Genomic DNA, 16,955 nt, shown 5'->3' with positions numbered 1-16,955 from the left:
GACTTTAACAGGAGGTGACAATGGCGGCATCCATCACCCTTGCGGTGTCGACAGTCATCTTCGCCCTGCGCCCGCACCCCGACACCGGACACCTGGCGCTCTGGCTGCCTCTCGTGCGACGCATTCGCTCCCCCCACAAGGGGCAATGGGCCCTGCCAGGAGGCCCCCTTCGCGCTGACGAAGATCTTGCAGCATCCGCCGCGAGAAACCTCCGCGACACCACCGCGCTCACCCCTCGTTACCTTGAACAGCTCTTCGCATTCGGTCGCCCGGATCGCTCGGACAACCGTGTTGCTCCAGAGAACCGCACGGTGTCAATCGTGTACTGGGCTCTCGTGCATGCCGATGTCGCGAGCGCGGGCGTCGAGAGCGACAACGTTCACTGGTTTCTCGCCGAAGATGTGCCGACTCTCGCGTTCGATCACAACCAGATCATCGAGTACGCGCTATGGCGCCTGCGCAACAAGATGGAATACAGCCGCATCGCCACTGCGTTTCTCGGCGAGACGTTCACGCTCTCCGAGCTGCGAGAGGTTCACGAGGTCGTGCTCGAGCGCACTCTGGATCCGGCGAACTTTCGACGCCAGATCGAAACATCGGGCGATGTCATCGCCACGGACGAGTTCCGCATGGGCGGTCGCCATAGACCGGCCCGCCTCTATCGGCATAACCATTCGATCGAGCTCGCTGACAACGGGCCTCTCACCGGGCGCTGACCAGCCCCTTTTACACTGAAGGACATTGCCATGACAACGACGGCTTCCGTCGACCTGACAATTCGCGACATCACGGCGACCTCAGCTGATGGTGTCTGCACAACCGATCTGCTGACTGCGCCGTGGGACGTCGACGTCTCCCCCGGCTACGGGCCTGGCGCATCGATGGACGACGCGATTCCCGCCGCGACGCCGCGCCAAGGTGAACTGCCGGCCGAGTATCGCGAGGCGTCAAACGAGGAGCTTGATCACAGAATCCGGGCGGCGAAGAAGACACTGGGTGACCGCGTCGTCGTGCTTGGGCACTTTTACCAACGCGACGAGGTTGTGCAGTACGCAGACTACGTTGGCGACTCATTTCAGCTGGCGAACGCTGCGAAGGCGAGAACAGATGCCGAGGCCATCGTGTTCTGCGGCGTACATTTCATGGCCGAGACCGCCGATCTGCTCTCGGGCGCCGACCAGCGCGTAATTTTACCGAACCTCGCGGCCGGATGCTCGATGGCCGACATGGCGAACATCGACCAGGTTGAGGAGTGCTGGGAACAGCTTGCCGAAGTGTACGGCACTGAACCAGACGCCGACGGGCGTGTGCCCGTCATTCCTGTCACATATATGAACTCATCCGCTGCGATCAAGGGTTTCTGCGGCCGCAATGGCGGCATCGTCTGCACTTCCTCGAACGCAGAGAGCGTGCTCGAGTGGGCGTTCGAACGAGGACAGCGCGTGCTGTTCTTCCCCGACCAGCACCTCGGCCGCAATACGGCAAAGCACATGGGTGTCTCCCTTGAGCAGATGCCGCTGTGGAATCCGGCACGGCCCCTCGGCGGCAATGGCGAGGCTGAGCTGCAGAACGCTCGGGTCATTCTCTGGCAGGGCTTCTGCTCCGTGCACAAGCGATTCACCACGACGCAGATCAAGAAGGCACGACAGGACGATGCGAACGTACGCGTCATCGTGCACCCCGAGTGCCCGATGGACGTCGTCGACGCGGCTGACGAGTACGGTTCAACTGACTACATCACCAAGGCGATCGCCGGCGCGACATCGCCCACCACGTTTGCCATTGGCACCGAGATCAATCTCGTGCAGCGTCTGGCAGCGCAGCACCCTCAGCACACCATCTACTGCCTCGACCCGATCGTCTGCCCCTGCTCGACGATGTACCGCATCCATCCCGGCTACCTGGCCTGGGTGTTAGAGCGTCTCATCGCCGGGGTGGTTGAAAACCGCATCGAGGTGTCGCCCGGTGTGGCCGAACCGGCACGCGTCGCACTTGAGCGAATGCTTGCCGCGAAGCCGAAGGGCTGACAGTGTCTCACGTGATCATTGTGGGCTCTGGCATCGCCGGGCTCACGGCCGCCCTACGTGCGGCCAACGAACATGACGTCACGATCATCACAAAAGATGCTCTCGGCGACGGCAACACGGCGCAGGCTCAAGGCGGTATCGCCGGCGTGCTCTTCGGCGACGACTCGATCGAGGCGCACGTTGCCGACACTCTCGCCGCTGGCGCCGGCCTCTGCGACGAAGACGCGGTGCGTATTCTCTGCTCTGAGGGGCCGCAACGCATTCGGGATCTCGCGGCGGCTGGTGTTGATTTCGACACCGAAGCAGGCAGCTACGCGAAGGGACGTGAAGCTGCTCATTCCTATCCTCGCGTCGTGCACGCCGGAGGAGATGCCACGGGCAGAGCGATAGCGCGGACGCTCGCCCAGCGCGTGAGAGAACGCCGCATCCCGGTTCTCGAGAACTCGCTTCTCATCGATCTCGTGACTGAGAACGACACAGTGATCGGCGTCGATGTGCTCACGCCCCACCGACCGATCAGGATGCTCGCACAGACGACGATGATCGCCACAGGAGGGTGCGGACAACTGTACGCGCGCACGACGAATCCCGCAGGAGCAACCGGCGATGGCGTTGCTGCCGCTCTTCGAGCCGGGGCGCAAGTCGCCGATGCCGAGTTCTACCAGTTTCATCCGACGACACTCGCAGACAGCGGATTTCTCGTCTCCGAAGCCGTTCGTGGCGCCGGTGCCGTGCTTCTCGACGAGACTGGCCACCGATTCATGCTCGACATCGACCCCAGGGCCGAGCTTGCACCACGCAACGTCGTTGCCCTCGCCCTCGCCCGCACCATGGCCGCGCAGAACGATCGCCCTGTTCTCCTTGATGCCACGCGGGTTCCGAGACTCACCGAGCGGTTCCCGACGATCACGGCAGCGGTGATGCACACGGGGATCGACTGGACACGCGACCCGGTCCCCGTCACGCCTGCGGCCCACTACTGGATGGGCGGAATCGCAACGGACCAGGTCGGACGCACCAAAATCGACGGACTCGTTGCAATCGGCGAGGCTGCATGTACCGGGGTGCACGGCGGCAACCGCCTTGCGTCGAATTCGCTGCTCGAGGGAGCCGTGTTCGCCGAGCGGGCCGCAGCTGCTCTTCCGCGTGGCGCCGCGCACATGCATCCGTCTCTCTCCCCCATCGACGACCATGTGACGGCGCCTGCCCTCGACCGCGGCGAGCTTCAACGGCTGGCATGGAGCGCACTCGGACTGGAACGCAACGAACGGCACTTGACATCCGCTCTCGCGCGCATTGATGAGTGGGACTCCGCAGCGACTCCGATTCCGCTGAGCCGCGCCGCCCTTGAGAACCGCAATTTGCTGCTGATTGCGCGCATCGTTGCCCGCCAGGCTCTCGCGCGCCGTGAGTCCCGCGGCGCCCATGCCCGACTCGACTACCCGAAAGCCGATCCGACACAGGCGCGTTCTGTTGTCGCCGCTCCGGTTCAGGAGGCACTCGCATGCTGACCGACTCCCACATCGACCGGGTTGTGCAGCTCGCTCTCGATGAAGATGCGCCCTGGGGCGACATCACGAGCGAGACGTTCATTCCCGCCGAGACTCAGGCGACAGCTGTGCTGAACGCCCGGGAACCAGGCATTCTCGCAGGAGCAGAGGTGTTTGCCGCCGCATTTCGGCTGACGGATGCCGCAACCTCCGTCGATCTGCACATGGCTGACGGCGATCACTTCACTTCCGGTGCCACGCTCGCCACGGTTTCCGGCCCCGCCCGCGCACTGCTGCGCGCAGAACGCATCGGTCTCAACTTCTGCCAACGGCTCTCGGGAGTTGCTACGGCAACGCGTGCCTTCGTCGACGCCGTGCACGGCACGGGGGTTCACATCGCTGACACGCGAAAGACAACACCAGGACTCCGCGCGTTCGAACGGCACGCTGTGCAATGCGGTGGCGGCCGCAATCATCGCTTCAGCCTCTCGGATGCCGTGATGGCGAAAGACAATCATCTTGCTGTGCTCACGGCCCGCGGAATGTCGATCACAGAAGCGATCAACACGGCCCGCTCCCGGCTCGGACACACGACGTCAATCGAGGTGGAGGTCGATCGCCTCGACCAGATCGAGCCGGTGATCGCCGGCGGCGTCGACATCATCATGCTCGACAACTTCACACTGGATGACCTCCGTGCCGGTGTCGAACTCGTCGCGAGGCGCGCCGTCGTCGAGGCGAGCGGCAATGTCACTCTCGCCACCGTGCGCGCCATTGCAGAGACCGGCGTCGACGTCATCTCCTCCGGCGCACTCACGCACAGCGTCCGCTCGCTCGATCTCGGTCTCGACATGGCGCTTCACGGAGCCTGACGTGTATCTCGACGCCGCAGCAACCACCCCGGTGCGCCGAGAAGCACTGGAAGCCGCCTGGCCGTTTCTCACCGGAGAGTTCGGCAACCCGTCAAGCCATCATCAGATCGGCGAACGGGCAGCCGATGCCCTTGAAGATGCTCGCTCGCGTGTCGCGCACGTGCTCGGCATGCGCGCCGGTGACGTCTCGTTTACCAGCGGCGGAACCGAAGCAGACAACTTGGCCGTGATCGGCATCGGTCTCGCGTCGTCTCGGGGGCGGCATCTCGTCACTTCCGCCATCGAGCACGAGGCCGTTCTGGAATCCGCCGATTTTCTCGGGCGCCGGCACGGATTCGACGTGACATATTGCGACGTCTCATCCGATGGAACGGTGACACCAGACTCCCTGCGGACCGCTCTGCGTGACGACACAGCCCTCGTCAGCCTCTCGTACGCGAACAACGAGATCGGGACGATCGCAGACATCCCGGCCCTCACTGCCGTGTCCCGCGAACACGGTGTGCCGTTTCACACCGATGCCGTGCAGGCAGCCGGTTGGCTGCCACTTGCCGAGCTCGGCGCCGACGCCATCACGATCGCCGGTCACAAGGTCGGCGCCCCCAAAGGCATCGGCGTTGCCGCCATCAGAGGCCGTGTTCCCGTCGAGCCGCTCCTCCACGGTGGAGGCCAGGAGCGCGGCCGCCGTTCGGGCACCGAGAATGTCGCGTTCGCCGTTGCCCTTGCCACGGCGCTCGAGCTTGCCGAGGCCGAGCGGGCAGAAGCTGCGGCACGCGCCCGCTCAGTGAGAGACGACTTTATCACCCGCGTTCTCGCAGATGCTCCTGGCGCGTTTCTCACGGGAAGCAGGGCGTCGAGACTGCCGAACCATGCATCGTTCTGCTTCAGCACAACCAGCGGCGAGGCCGTGCTGCTTGAGCTGGAGCGTCGTGGAGTCACGGCATCATCCGGTTCCGCATGTGCGGCAGGAAGCGATGAGGCGTCGCACGTTCTTACGGCGATCGGAATCGACGCTGCCACCGCGCAGACCAGCGTTCGCTTTACGTTTCCGGCGGACGCGTCGCTGCAGCACGCCGAGGCTGCAGCGACGGCAGTCACGGCGTCCGTTCATTCGCTTTCGCAGTCCTTCTCCTGAACGCGCTCCTCGTTCGCTGCGACTCGCTGTGAAGCCGTTGTTGCTTCTCATCAGCGGGAGTACCGTGAGAAATATGAGCACGGCAGAAGAGCCGGTTCGCCGGCAAGAATCAGCGGAGCAGAGCACAGACCTGCAACAACCGCAGGTCTCGGGTTCGGAGTTGGCCTCGTTTCGGTCATGGCTCCCGGTGGCAACGCCAACCGAGGGTCAGCCGTATAAGACGATGAAAGAGCTCAAAGAGCATCCGCCGAGCGATCGGCCGCACGTCGTGCACCCGTGCGGAATCGATTCACACGGCTCGCTTTTCTGACGTTCATGAGGGGGCGAAGAGCCGCCGCAGCGCGGCCAGCTGAGCGTCTACGAGCGCTGTCAGCTGGTCAGGGGGAATCGTGTCGAGATTGTTCACGCTCCACTCGTCGAATGTGCGCAGCATCGTGAAGGCAAGTTCGCCCTGCAGAGAGATCGGAAGATCGTCGCGCACCGCTCCGCACGCCCGGCCCACGTGCACAACCTCGCGAATCCACTCGCTTGCCGCGTCGAGAATGCGCACTGCCTCGTTCGGCTCGTCTGGAGCCTGCGTGTCGTAAAGCATCTGCGCCAAGTCGGCGTAGACGTCGTCGCTCGTGAGCACCTGCGTGAGGCGCACGATCACGTCGACAATCCGCTGCCAGTAGGCGTCGCCCGCGAACGACGCGGGTGCGGGCAGCGCAAGCTCATCAGTGAGTTGCTGCGCCACGTCTGTCACGACGAGGTCGTAGAGCGCGAGCTTTGAATCGAGGATGTTGTAGAACGAGCTCTTGCTGAGGCCGCACTCTCGAATGATCGCGTTCAGCGATGCCCGCTGGTACCCGGCTCCGGCAAATTCACGTGCCGCCGTGCGCACCAGGGCTGTTCGTCGTTCACCGGTCATCACCACACAGTGATCATACGCGCTATGGACCGAACGGTCCAGGTGGCGTAGGATTGGACTGAGCAGTCCAACAAGGAGCGATGATGTTCACAGAAGCAACACTTCCCGACCAGCTGCAGGCAAACGCGGGCGATCCGCTGCGCATCCTCATTGTCGGAGCTGGCATTGGCGGCACGACAGCAGCACAGCTTCTTCGCACCCGTGGGCTCCACCCTGTGCTCATCGATCGCGTCAGTTCTTTCGACGACGCCGGCTACATGTTGGCACTCATGCCCATGGTCGATGCAGCAATCGATGCTCTCGGGGTACGCGATGCGTATGTGGAAGCCAGCACGCCCGTGGATCGCTACCGCGTGCTCAACCATCACGGAGCGCAGATTCGCGAAGACTCGCTGGGCGAGCTGCTGCGTGACTACGGTGACTATCGGGGCATCAGCCGTGGAGCACTTCTCGACGTGCTTACCGAGGCAGGAGCGCCCGTGACCGTCGGAACGACTGTGCGCTCACTGAACGATGGTGACGCCTCCGCACACGTACGCTTCGACACCCCAGACGGTGCTGCCGAAGCGACTTTCGATGCTGTCATCATCGCCGACGGCATCCATTCACACACCCGACGCTTCACTCCAGGTGGGACCGGGCTCAACGAGACGATCACGGGCTGGGGCGGCTGGGTCGTCTGGGCAGACGCTGACGACGATATCGATCTCGGCGAGGAGATGTGGGGAGATGGTTTCTTCGTCGGAAGCTACCCGGTAGCCGGCGCCATCGGGGCATTCATCGGCGGCCCAGGAGGAGATACGGCTGTGGGACCGCAGGCGTTCGTTGACAGCATCCGGGCGCACCTCACGTCGCGCACATCACGACTCGACCACGTACTCGATTCCGTCAGCGCGGCCGATGAGCCGTTCTACTGGGTGCTTGACGACGTGCGAACGCAGCAATGGGCATCCGGCCGCACAGTTCTGCTCGGCGACGCAGCAGCCGGATTTCTGCCGACGGCAGGAATCGGAGCGGGAATGGCCATCGAGTCCGCCTGGGTGCTGTGCGGCACCATCGCCGATGCGACGAGCGCGAGCGTTCGAGTCGCGCTGTCGGCTTACGAGGCCGAACAACGGCCCCGTGTCGAGTCGGCTCAGGCAAACTCTCGTCAGCTCGCCGGGCTCATGTTCCGCCGCAGCACGCTGCTTGCGCACGCGCGGAACCTCGCCATGCGCATGATGACGATCGAAGCCGCTCTCGGCCCCATCAAGAAGCTTCTGCAGAAACCTGCGCGCATTCCGGAGGTGACGGAAGCCGTCGACTGATGCGCTACCATCGAGGCATGCGCATCGAATCGAACATGCAGTGGTGGACCGCCTGAGAGGCGGTTCTCTCGACGTTTCGACGCATCAACGACCGCCCCTCGAGGCGGTCGTTTCGCGTGTGCGGATGGCGGCCAGTGTGGGGCCAGACCAGAAAGTGAATCATGCACCCGCCCTCGCGACTTCTCTCTCAAATTCTCACCGATGATCAGCCATTCGCCCTCATCCGCCGCGAAGACGAGCCGACAATCGACATTCTCGTCGGTACTGTGATCGACGTCGATTCGCTCTCGGACATCCCGCTGACCGGCGACGAAGTACTCACACTCGTTCCATTCAGACAGGTGGCAGAGCGCGGGTACGCCGCACACGATGATGGCTCCCCGCTGCGGTGCCTTGTCGTCACGGACCGTGAGACGCTCACTGTGGAGGACGCACTCGGGGCCCTGCCCCAGCATCCTGCCGATGTGTCAAATGTGACTGTCGACGTCGACGATGATGCGTATGCCGAAACGGTGCGCACCGTCATCGATGACGAGATCGGCCGCGGCGAAGGCGCCAACTTCGTGATTCGGCGTGACATCACCGCTCACTTCTCGGACGAACCGGTGACAGCGCTTCTGAGCTGGCTTCGCGAGTTGCTCGTCAGTGAACACGGTGCCTACTGGACCTTCGCTGTACGCACGCCGGGCATCTCGCTCGTCGGAGCGACGCCCGAACGGCACGTGAGTGTGACAGATGGTGTCGTCGGCATGAACCCGATCAGCGGAACGTACCGTCACCCGGCGACTGGCCCCACAACAGAAGGGATGCTGGAGTTTCTCGCTGATGTGAAAGAGAGCGAAGAACTTGTCATGGTGGTAGACGAGGAGCTCAAGATGATGAGCGCCGTCTGCCCGGACGGCGGTCGCATGACGGGACCGTTCCTGAAACGCATGTCTCGCCTGACCCACACCGAATACCTGTTGGAGGGGACGACGCCGCGTGATGTGCGCGACGTTCTGCGCCTGACCATGTTCGCTCCGACGGTGACCGGCTCCCCCATGCAGAACGCCTGCCGCGTCATAGCCCGCCACGAGTCAAGCGGGCGACGCTACTACTCTGGCGTGCTCGCGCGGTTCATGCCGAAATCAGACGGCTACGATCTTGACGCTCCGATACTCATCAGGGCCGCGCATCTCGATGATGACGGCACGGTCACGGTTTCCGCTGGGGCGACGCTCGTTCGTCACTCGACGCCTGAGAACGAAGTCGCCGAGACGCGTGTGAAGGCGTCGGGCGTGCTCAGCGCCCTCGGCGTGCTTCCCCGACGTACCGAAGCGCAGCCGCTCCACGACGACCCTCGCTTCGACGAGTTGCTGGCCGCGCGCAATCACGACATCGCCGCGTTCTGGCGTCAGCCGCAGCAGCCGCGTGCCGTCCGCGGGCTCTCGGCGCTGGTCGTTGACGCAGGTGACGACTTTACCCGGATGCTGGTGCACCAGCTCACACATCTCGGATTCGCCGCACGCGTCGTCGACTGGGAACGAGCCAACCCGACGTCAGACGATGACCTGGTCGTCTTTGGCCCCGGGCCAGGGGACCCGCGATCCACGGAACCGCGCGTCGGCCGTCTGCGCCGTCTGATGAGCGATCGTGTCGCATCGGGGCTTCCGATGATCGCCGTGTGCCTCAGCCATCAGATTCTGTCGCTCATGGTCGGTCTCACGATCGAACCGCTGCAAGCTCCTCGTCAGGGCCAACAACGCACTGTCGATATCTTTGGTTCCCGAGCGCGAATCGGCTTCTACAACACCTTTGCGGCCGTGGCCGGAGATCGGAGCCACACGCCACGCCTGTCCCTCGAGATCGCGCGCGACGCCGAAACAGGAACGGTGCAGGCTCTTCGCGGATCACGCATAGCGACTGTGCAGGGTCATCTTGAATCGGTGCTGTCACCCGACGGCCTGGACGTGCTTGATCGGCTTGTTTCAGACGTGATGGTTCCCCAAGCCGCCTCAATCCAGACACAATAGAGGTGTGTCATTGTTCTCTCGTCTTCGGCGCCGCAAGCGCACCCGCGATGTGGGGCGGTATGTTCCGCCGACGTCGACGGTGCTTGCGCCCATCGAGCGAGTCGTCGATGAGGGCGTGATGATTGCGCTGTCGTCTGTGCGCATGGGCGTGAAGAACACACTGATCGTCAACGCGATTCGCAATGACGAGAGTTTCGATGTCGAGAAGCTCACCGATTCTGCTCGGCGGCACGTTCTCGCTCTTGCCGCTGAGAACGATCAGACGGCGTCGCGTTTGGAAAGGGCTCGAGGTTTTCGCAAGCCGGGTCCCGACGATGACGAGGCTCACCGCAGGCGGCCTCAGGTGCACAGGATGCTGGCCGAGCAGCTGCGCGAACGAGCAGACGATGACGCCGAGATGGCCGGCATCATCGAACAGGCGCGTACGGATGCGTGGGAAGACATCGGCCGTGAAGTGCGCAAGCGTGTGGGCCCGCCCGGATTCGTCCCTGATCAAGACGACGTCTACGACCGCATGCGCACGAGTCGCATGAAGCGCCTCATCGACGTCGACCTCGCTTCCCTCGCGCGTGAGCAGAAACGAGCGGCGAAGGCGAAAGAGACGAACTGACCCGCGTTACTCATCCACAGATGATTGGGCCGACGCCCCTGAGTAATGGCGAATGCTACGCGAGCGGCGATTTCAGCCCAATGAGATTGCCGTCTGGGTCTGCGATGACGGCATACCGACAGCCGAAGAATGTGTCATTCGGAGGCTGTCGCGATGTCGCCCCGTTCTCCACGAGTGAGGAGAACGTTGCATCGACAGCCCCAGGATCATCGCAATCAACATCGATTACGGTGCTGCCCCCGCGGGCTCCGGAATAGCCGCTGTCCCATGCCTGCGCGAACTCAGGGAGGTGGAAGGCGACGACAAGATCATCACCAGAAAAGCGTGCGGCGCGGTCCCCCATCGCCAGCAGGTCCCAACCGAGGTGTTTGTAGAACTCCCGCGTACGCGCAAGGTCGGACACGATGAGATTGACCTGGACGACGCTGTGGGACATGCGATCTATGCTTGCCGCCGAGAGCCGTTCCGTCAAGCTGAAGCCCGTGGAAATCGCAGACGCCGAAGACTACTCGATGAGCTCACTGAGATTTCACGCCGCCTCGCGCCGTGTCACTGCCGTTCGAACCCCGCGCGAGCCGTCGGGACGAAAAAACGCAGCTTCGTTTCGGCGCCGCGCACCGCGCGCGGTCGTTCAACATCCGGTCGCCCGCCCAACCGCTCGATGACACCTCGCGATGCGACGTTGCCTTCGTCGCACGTCACGAGCGCAGATGCGACGCCGCGGGCGGCCAGCGCGTCGAGACCGCTGCGCAAAAGCGCTGAAGCAACTCCGCGCCGACGGAATCTCGGGACCACACCGTACCCGATGTGGCCACCGACATCGGCGAGGTAGTCATTCAGCTCAAACCGCACAGAAACGCGGCCAGCGATGCGGTTGTCGACTTCAGCGATGAGAAACGCTGCGGGGACGCGCCCCGGCGCCAGTTGTTCCCCACGCTCAATCCGCGTCAGTCGCTGCACGAAATCTGCCCAGCTTTCCCCCTCAACGCGCTCGAGCAGAAAGTCGAAGTGATCAGCCACAAGCGCGTGGTGGGCAGCGAGCGCCTCGCGTTCGTCGCCCACAGAAAGAGAACGGATTGTCACATCGGATGCAGCTAACATGCGTCCATCTTTTCACGCTCCTTCAACGGGGTGCAGCCGCAGTTCAGCATGCTCGGAGAGATACCCGCCGATGGGCATCGCGTTCTCGTCAGCGACGTGCGCCGACCACCGCACGCGCACGTGGCCGTCATGAAGAAACACAACACCGACGGCATCCGTCAGCCCATCGACAGAAACGTCGATCGGTGTCGCATTGATATTGATCGTCGCCCCCTCAGGAAACCTGCTCCGCACTGCAGCCGCTCGATACTCACGGCGCACTTCCATCGACTGTGCCTGGTGCTGCGGCCAGCCGGGGTCGACGGCGCGCGTCGTCTCCCCCGAGGTGAAGAGGTGCGCCTCTGTGTCGACAAGCAGAACACCGAGACGCCACACGCGCGCGATCTCAACGAGTCGCGAATCGCGGCGGAACACGAGCGCGACCCGCCGTGCCGGAACGAATTCGGCAAGCGGCTCCGTTGCGATGTCGGACTCAGTGAGCTGCTGAACGATGCCGGCCAGCTGGGTACGCAACGCGGCAACGGCGCCGTCAGCATCCGATTCGCTCATGTGCTCCAGAGTATCGGCGCTAGTACGCCTCGATCTCCAGAGAAGTCAAAAACGAATCGATGCGGCTTAGAGCGAGCTCAGCGGCATCCGGATCGTAGTCGTCGTGATCGCGCTCAAGAAAGAGATGGCCGCTGCCCGGGTAGAGGAACAAGCTCACTTTCTCGTGAGCAGCGTCCAAAGCCTTGGCCGCGTCTGCATCCTCGATGAAGAAGGGGTCATCTTCCATCGCATGGATGTGGACGGGGACGTCGTCTGGCCAGTCGCCGAAGACATCGGGGGCGACGCACCCGTACATGAAGATGCCACCGCGTGCTCCCTCCCTGTTCTGCACGAGGTACTGCGCGAATGCGGATCCCAAAGAGAACCCCAGATACACGATGTCATTGGGCAGGCTCTGAACTTCGGCCGTCGCCGTGCCCAGCAGCGCGTCGTTGTCGATGGATTCGGCAAAGGCGATTCCCTCGTCGATGCTGTCAAACGTGCGTCCATCGAAGAGATCGGGAACGTGCACCAGATGCCCGGCGTCGCGCAGTCGCTCTGCGATCTGCTCGAGGGCGGCCGTGCGGCCCAGCACATGGTGAAACATCACGATTTCAGTCATAGTCACATCCAATTCACGTTGTCACGGGTCAGCTCGATCGCCCGATACTGCAACTTGCGGACCAGGGTTGCCGTCGCATCACCTTCACGCTAGGGCACGCGGCCGAGAGTGTCGAGGAATGCACAGTGTCGAGGGCTGGGCCGCAGTACACCACCATCACACGGCTGCTGCTACACCTGTAGGAGCCGCCAGGCGTTGATCCCTCCCGCAAGCGAGCGCAGCATGACATCGGCCGGTGCGCCTTCCGCAAGCTGATCACGGGCACGCGCCGACCGAGCACCCCTCGTGCAGTACAACACGATCTGCCGTGCATCACCACGAACGGGCATGATCGCACTCCATCCCTCGGTCTGAATGCGATCGAGGGGAACATGAACGGAATCAGGAATGGCGTCAAGCTCTCGTTCCCAACCCTCACGCACATCGACGACGAGGGGCGACTCAGAATCACCGGATGCTGCGTTGCGGAGCGCGTCGAATGACGCACCGTCGAGCTCGCCGGCGGCCGTGCGCTGCGAAGCATCCGCGTGTGCGATCGGTGCCGAGCAGGCAACCGCGACCTCATCAAGGCTCGTCACTGGCGGGCGGCACTCGTCGACGACGAAACGCAGCGTGGTGTATTCGGCGGCGAGTGCGTCGTAGCGCAGCAGACGACCGATAAGCGGCGCCCCGATGCCGCAGATGAGCTTGATCGCCTCCGTCGCCATAGCTGAGCCTACAGTGCCGCATAACACTCCGAGCACGCCTCCGTCGGCGCAGTTCGGCACCGAATCCGCATCGGGAATGTCGGGAAACACGTCGCGCAGCATCGGCCCTCTGCCCGGCCAAAATGTGCTCACCTGGCCGGCAAAACGGGCGATCGTTCCCCAGACAAGCGGGGTATCCGTCAGCTCAGCTGCGTCGTTTGAGAGATAGCGCGTGGCAAAGTTGTCTGCCCCGTCGAGCACGATGTCGTGTCGCGTGAAGAGGTCGACGGCATTCTCGGGTGAGAGCCGATCGTGCAAGGCGGTGACCGCGATGCTCGGATCCAGACGCCGCAGAGCGTCACGCGCCGACTCCACCTTCGGCCGGCCGATGTCTGCATCGCGGTGCAGCACTTGACGCTGCAGATTTGACGCTTCGACGACATCGTCGTCAATCACGGTGAGCCGTGCGATTCCCGCCGCAGCCAGATAGTGCAGAATCGGGGCGCCGAGGCCGCCCGCGCCGACGACGAGAGCGGAGGCGTTGCGCAGTCGACGCTGCCCGAGGGTGCCAAAACCGGGCAGGCTCACGTGTCGCGAATAGCGATCGATATCGCGAGCATCGAGCGCGACCCCCGGCTCGACAAGCGGGGGCAGCGCGGGTCGGGCGCCCGACGGAGCTGGCGTGGTCACAGGTCGGCCTCGGAGGGACGCCGCGTCACCATTCCGTCAAACGACGACGAGGCGCGTGCAAGCGAGCGCTTCGGAATGCGCCCGGCACGACGAGCCGTACGTCCGGCATCGACGGCGAGGCGCATTGCCCGTGCCATGGCAGCGGCGTCGTGAGCGCGCGTGACGGCGCTGGCGAGCAGCACGGCATCGCATCCAAGCTCCATGGCAAGCGCAGCATCCGATGCCGTGCCGATTCCCGCGTCGAGAACAATGGGAACGCTCGCGCGATCGATGATCGTTTCGACATTGTGCGGGTTGAGAATGCCAAGCCCGCTGCCGATGGGTGAGCCGGCGGGCATCACAACGGCAACTCCCACATCTTCGAGACGCTTTGCGAGAGCCGGGTCATCGTTTGTGTAGGCGAACACCGTGAAGTCGTCGAGGACAAGCTTCTCTGCCGCCGAGAACAGTTCGACGGGATCAGGGAGCAGAGTTTCTTCGTCGGCAATCACCTCGAGCTTGATCCATGACGTTCCCAGCGCCTCCCGGGCAAGCTGCGCGGTGAGAATTGCGTCTCGAGCGGTGTAGCAGCCGGCCGTGTTGGGCAGTGCGCGAATGCCGAGCGAGGCGAGCAGCGCAAATACCGAATCGCGTGATTCCGCGTCAAATCGACGAATCGCCACGGTCGTCAGCTCGGTCTGGGAGGCGACCAAGGCCTGCTCGAGCGTTGTGAGCGATGTGGCTCCGCCCGTTCCCATAATGAGTCTCGACGCGAATGTCTCCCCGCCGATCTGCAATGAGTCGGTACTCATGTCAGCCTCCCTGTACCGCGGTGACGATGTCGATTTCCTGTCCGCTCTCAAGCGCGCACGCACTCCAGCCGCTGCGCGGCACGACGACCCCGTCGATGGCGGCGGCGATGCCGAGGGGCGACCCGTCGGCGGGCGAGCCGCCTTCACCCAGCGGTTTTCCGGTGACCTCAGCCACCAGATCGCGAAGTGAGGCTCCGCTGGCGACGGCACGGGCGTCGCCATTCACTGTGAGGTCGATTGTTCGTGTCATCGTCATGAGTCTCCTGTTGGTGTGACGTGGGCAAATCGTGAAGGTGCCACGGCGCGCAGCATGTCGGCATCGCCTGGCTCCCCGGTCGTGAGGTCTGCGGTCAACTGGGCGCCGAGTGGAGCGAGCAGGATGCCGTGACGGAAGTACCCCGTCGAGACGACGCACCCGTCGTCAACGCGCACGATCAGGGGCACGTCGTCGGGCGATCCGGGGCGTGCGCGTGCCATGACCTCCGAGATCTCGCACTCGAGCACGCCGGGCACCACACGTTCGATGTCGCGCAGAAGCTGGTGCACTCCCCCGGCGCTGATGCCGTCAACTCCGTCTTCGCGAACGCTCGCGCCCAGAACGAGGCTCCCATCGGGGCGCGGCACGAGGTACACGGGACGCCCGCGTACAAAACCCCGAATGGTTCTGGAGACAATCGGCCGGAGGCGCTCAGGAACCGCGAGTCGCACGACATCACCCCAGACGCGGCGCACAGGCAGCTCCGGCATCCCCTCGATCAGTGCCGTTTCGGCTCCCGCACACACGACAACCTGGTCAGCCACCATGTTCTGCCCGTTCGCAAGCGAGACGCCTCCCGTGCGCCCGCCGTCAGATATCAGTGTTGCAACGCGGTGCCGCACGATGCTCCCCGCCAGCAGCACCATGAGCGCGGACATCACCCGCCGCGGGTCGATTGAGTGGTCACCCTCAAGCCTCACCGCGGCTGCTACGCCGGGTGCGAGGGCAGGTTCGAGCGTGCGGGCCTCCGTGCCGGTGATGACCTCGACAGTCAGGCCGAGCGCCGTCTGCAATGCGCAGAGTTCGCGCAGGCTCTGGAGGTCAGCAGCATCACTGGCGCACACGAGCGTCTCTGACCGTGCATAGCCGAGATCATGACCGGATGCTGTCGCAAGCTGCTCCACGAAGGTCGGATAGAGCCGCGCCGACGCGATGAGCAGCGGATACAGCGGTGTCTGGCCCCAGACCACCTCCGATGCGGGCGCAAGCATCCCTGCCGCCGCGCGGCTTGCCCCGCCAGCGGGATCCGGGTCGACGATCGTCACCGACCAGCCACTCGTTTTCAGGCGCCAGGCGGTGGCAAGTCCGATTATTCCGGCTCCGACAACGACAGCATGCACGTGTGTTTCTCCCTCCGGCGGCATGATCCGCATCAGGTATAGCGGTCGGCACATGGCCCTCTCAGCCTCCAAAGGCTCCCGCGAACTTCCTCTACTCTAGGCACATGCCCTCACATCTGCGACCCGTGACATGCGCCGACGCCACCGTCCGCGACGCGAGACGAAACGCACTCGAGAGCGCTCGCCTGTATGTGTGCACCGATGCACGCCGAGATCGCGGCGATCTGGCGCAGTTTCTCGATTCCGCCTACGCCAATGGCGTCGACATCGTTCAGCTTCGCGACAAGTCGCTTGAGGCGCGCGATGAGATCGAGGCCCTCGAGGTGCTCTCAGCTGCGGCGAGGCGCCACGGCAGGCTGTTCGCAGTGAACGATCGCGCCGATGTCGCCGCTCTCGTAGGAGCCGACGTCTTCCACGTCGGTCAGGGTGACCTGTCGAGCGAGCAGGCGCGCGCCATTCTTGGGCCGGATGTCATACTCGGCCGCTCAACACACTCGATCGGTCAGGCCGAAGCGGCGAACGACGATTCCGACATCGACTATTTCTGCGTCGGTCCCGTCTGGGAGACACCGACGAAACCCGGGCGGGATGCTGTCGGACTCGAGCCCGTGCGACGGGCCGTGGAGTTTGCGAGCAAACCGTGGTTTGCGATCGGCGGCATCACCGGAGGCATGCGTCTCGACCGGGTTGTCGGCGTCGGAGCATCCCGTATCGTCGTCGTTCGTGCCGTCACAGACGCTGACAACGTCGGGAGGGCGGCCAGGGCGCTGCGCGACCGACTCGGAGAACGCTGAACC

Annotated in this window: 19 protein-coding genes and 1 riboswitch; of the genes, 10 read left to right on the top strand and 9 right to left on the bottom strand. The window is 63.9% G+C overall.

Going from position 1 to position 16,955, the window contains the following annotated elements; translation table 11 throughout:
* Positions 1 to 20: 20 nt before the first annotated feature.
* The 6 genes from HCR76_RS06075 (at position 21) to HCR76_RS06050 (ending at position 5,834) form a co-directional block, all read left to right on the top strand.
* Entirely contained in the window at positions 21 to 716 is a 696-nt protein-coding gene (locus tag HCR76_RS06075; RefSeq protein WP_166989155.1) for an NUDIX hydrolase, read from the top strand.
* Between the two features lie 30 nt (positions 717 to 746).
* On the top strand, positions 747 to 2,027 hold the full coding sequence (nadA, locus tag HCR76_RS06070) for a quinolinate synthase NadA (RefSeq protein WP_166989153.1): 1,281 nt from the start codon (positions 747 to 749) through the stop codon (positions 2,025 to 2,027).
* 11 nt (positions 2,028 to 2,038) lie between these two features.
* On the top strand, positions 2,039 to 3,538 hold the full coding sequence (gene nadB / locus HCR76_RS06065) for an L-aspartate oxidase (protein WP_244971500.1): 1,500 nt from the start codon (positions 2,039 to 2,041) through the stop codon (positions 3,536 to 3,538).
* Positions 3,532 to 4,389: a carboxylating nicotinate-nucleotide diphosphorylase gene (gene nadC, locus HCR76_RS06060; RefSeq protein ID WP_166989151.1), complete on the top strand. Its 858-nt coding sequence runs from the start codon at positions 3,532 to 3,534 to the stop codon at positions 4,387 to 4,389. Before nadB ends, nadC begins: the two co-directional genes overlap by 7 nt.
* 1 nt (position 4,390) lies before the next feature.
* Entirely contained in the window at positions 4,391 to 5,524 is a 1,134-nt protein-coding gene (locus HCR76_RS06055) for a cysteine desulfurase family protein (protein ID WP_244971499.1), read from the top strand.
* A 73-nt stretch (positions 5,525 to 5,597) separates the two neighbouring features.
* Complete coding sequence (locus HCR76_RS06050; RefSeq protein ID WP_166989149.1) at positions 5,598 to 5,834, top strand: hypothetical protein; 237 nt, start codon at positions 5,598 to 5,600, stop codon at positions 5,832 to 5,834.
* Positions 5,835 to 5,837: 3 nt separating this feature from the next.
* Here HCR76_RS06050 and HCR76_RS06045 read toward each other — a convergent pair whose 3' ends face one another.
* Positions 5,838 to 6,434, bottom strand: a complete 597-nt coding sequence (locus HCR76_RS06045) for a TetR/AcrR family transcriptional regulator (RefSeq protein WP_244971533.1) — start codon at positions 6,432 to 6,434, stop codon at positions 5,838 to 5,840.
* A gap of 80 nt (positions 6,435 to 6,514) precedes the next feature.
* Between HCR76_RS06045 and HCR76_RS06040 the strand changes: the two genes are divergently transcribed.
* The 3 genes from HCR76_RS06040 (at position 6,515) to HCR76_RS06030 (ending at position 10,363) form a co-directional block, all read left to right on the top strand.
* Positions 6,515 to 7,741: an FAD-dependent oxidoreductase gene (locus tag HCR76_RS06040; protein ID WP_244971498.1), complete on the top strand. Its 1,227-nt coding sequence runs from the start codon at positions 6,515 to 6,517 to the stop codon at positions 7,739 to 7,741.
* A 161-nt stretch (positions 7,742 to 7,902) separates the two neighbouring features.
* Entirely contained in the window at positions 7,903 to 9,753 is a 1,851-nt protein-coding gene (locus HCR76_RS06035) for an anthranilate synthase family protein (protein ID WP_166989147.1), read from the top strand.
* 4 nt (positions 9,754 to 9,757) lie between these two features.
* The gene (locus tag HCR76_RS06030) at positions 9,758 to 10,363 is read left to right on the top strand and encodes a hypothetical protein (RefSeq protein ID WP_166989145.1); all 606 of its coding nucleotides are present in this window, start codon (positions 9,758 to 9,760) and stop codon (positions 10,361 to 10,363) included.
* Positions 10,364 to 10,418: 55 nt separating this feature from the next.
* On the opposite strand, the gene HCR76_RS06025 is transcribed toward HCR76_RS06030, so the two are convergent.
* The 8 genes from HCR76_RS06025 to thiO all read right to left on the bottom strand — a co-directional run bounded on the left by HCR76_RS06025 (position 10,419) and on the right by thiO (position 16,158).
* The gene (locus HCR76_RS06025; protein ID WP_166989144.1) at positions 10,419 to 10,799 is read right to left on the bottom strand and encodes a VOC family protein; all 381 of its coding nucleotides are present in this window, start codon (positions 10,797 to 10,799) and stop codon (positions 10,419 to 10,421) included.
* A 113-nt stretch (positions 10,800 to 10,912) separates the two neighbouring features.
* The gene (locus tag HCR76_RS06020) at positions 10,913 to 11,464 is read right to left on the bottom strand and encodes a GNAT family N-acetyltransferase (RefSeq protein WP_166989143.1); all 552 of its coding nucleotides are present in this window, start codon (positions 11,462 to 11,464) and stop codon (positions 10,913 to 10,915) included.
* Between the two features lie 12 nt (positions 11,465 to 11,476).
* The gene (locus HCR76_RS06015; protein ID WP_166989141.1) at positions 11,477 to 12,013 is read right to left on the bottom strand and encodes a hypothetical protein; all 537 of its coding nucleotides are present in this window, start codon (positions 12,011 to 12,013) and stop codon (positions 11,477 to 11,479) included.
* A 19-nt stretch (positions 12,014 to 12,032) separates the two neighbouring features.
* The gene (locus HCR76_RS06010; RefSeq protein ID WP_166989140.1) at positions 12,033 to 12,614 is read right to left on the bottom strand and encodes a dienelactone hydrolase family protein; all 582 of its coding nucleotides are present in this window, start codon (positions 12,612 to 12,614) and stop codon (positions 12,033 to 12,035) included.
* 170 nt (positions 12,615 to 12,784) lie between these two features.
* Complete coding sequence (locus HCR76_RS06005) at positions 12,785 to 13,990, bottom strand: ThiF family adenylyltransferase (protein WP_244971497.1); 1,206 nt, start codon at positions 13,988 to 13,990, stop codon at positions 12,785 to 12,787.
* A complete protein-coding gene (locus tag HCR76_RS06000; RefSeq protein WP_166989138.1) occupies positions 13,987 to 14,781 on the bottom strand; it encodes a thiazole synthase in 795 nt (264 codons plus the stop codon). The genes HCR76_RS06005 and HCR76_RS06000 overlap by 4 nt, the downstream gene beginning before the upstream one ends.
* Position 14,782: 1 nt before the next feature.
* Complete coding sequence (gene thiS / locus HCR76_RS05995) at positions 14,783 to 15,037, bottom strand: sulfur carrier protein ThiS (RefSeq protein WP_235933975.1); 255 nt, start codon at positions 15,035 to 15,037, stop codon at positions 14,783 to 14,785.
* Positions 15,034 to 16,158, bottom strand: coding sequence for a glycine oxidase ThiO (thiO, locus tag HCR76_RS05990; protein ID WP_166989137.1), 1,125 nt, complete (start codon positions 16,156 to 16,158; stop codon positions 15,034 to 15,036). Before thiO ends, thiS begins: the two co-directional genes overlap by 4 nt.
* Positions 16,151 to 16,250: riboswitch (TPP riboswitch) on the bottom strand. (Overlaps the previous gene by 8 nt.)
* 12 nt (positions 16,251 to 16,262) lie before the next feature.
* On the opposite strand from thiO, the gene thiE reads away from it, so the two are divergent.
* Entirely contained in the window at positions 16,263 to 16,952 is a 690-nt protein-coding gene (thiE, locus tag HCR76_RS05985; protein ID WP_166989136.1) for a thiamine phosphate synthase, read from the top strand.
* The last annotated feature ends 3 nt before the right edge of the window (positions 16,953 to 16,955 follow it).

It is taken from the genome of Paramicrobacterium chengjingii, from assembly GCF_011751765.2.
Classification (GTDB): Bacteria; Actinomycetota; Actinomycetes; order Actinomycetales; family Microbacteriaceae; genus Paramicrobacterium; species Paramicrobacterium chengjingii.
The sequence above is the reverse complement of the archived record's forward strand: the minus strand, read 5'-3'. Positions and strand labels throughout refer to the sequence as shown.

Bases quoted from the DNA above. Each gene is read 5' to 3' on its own strand.
- thiS (WP_235933975.1), bottom strand. From the start codon at position 15,037: ATGACGATGACACGAACAATCGACCTCACAGTGAATGGCGACGCCCGT.
- nadA (WP_166989153.1), top strand. From the start codon at position 747: ATGACAACGACGGCTTCCGTCGACCTGACAATTCGCGACATCACGGCG.
- HCR76_RS06075 (WP_166989155.1), top strand. From the start codon at position 21: ATGGCGGCATCCATCACCCTTGCGGTGTCGACAGTCATCTTCGCCCTG.
- thiE (WP_166989136.1), top strand. From the start codon at position 16,263: ATGCCCTCACATCTGCGACCCGTGACATGCGCCGACGCCACCGTCCGC.
- HCR76_RS06045 (WP_244971533.1), bottom strand. From the start codon at position 6,434: ATGACCGGTGAACGACGAACAGCCCTGGTGCGCACGGCGGCACGTGAA.
- HCR76_RS06050 (WP_166989149.1), top strand. From the start codon at position 5,598: ATGAGCACGGCAGAAGAGCCGGTTCGCCGGCAAGAATCAGCGGAGCAG.
- HCR76_RS06040 (WP_244971498.1), top strand. From the start codon at position 6,515: ATGATGTTCACAGAAGCAACACTTCCCGACCAGCTGCAGGCAAACGCG.
- nadC (WP_166989151.1), top strand. From the start codon at position 3,532: ATGCTGACCGACTCCCACATCGACCGGGTTGTGCAGCTCGCTCTCGAT.
- HCR76_RS06015 (WP_166989141.1), bottom strand. From the start codon at position 12,013: ATGAGCGAATCGGATGCTGACGGCGCCGTTGCCGCGTTGCGTACCCAG.
- HCR76_RS06035 (WP_166989147.1), top strand. From the start codon at position 7,903: ATGCACCCGCCCTCGCGACTTCTCTCTCAAATTCTCACCGATGATCAG.
- HCR76_RS06010 (WP_166989140.1), bottom strand. From the start codon at position 12,614: ATGACTGAAATCGTGATGTTTCACCATGTGCTGGGCCGCACGGCCGCC.
- HCR76_RS06025 (WP_166989144.1), bottom strand. From the start codon at position 10,799: ATGTCCCACAGCGTCGTCCAGGTCAATCTCATCGTGTCCGACCTTGCG.
- HCR76_RS06020 (WP_166989143.1), bottom strand. From the start codon at position 11,464: ATGTTAGCTGCATCCGATGTGACAATCCGTTCTCTTTCTGTGGGCGAC.
- HCR76_RS06000 (WP_166989138.1), bottom strand. From the start codon at position 14,781: ATGAGTACCGACTCATTGCAGATCGGCGGGGAGACATTCGCGTCGAGA.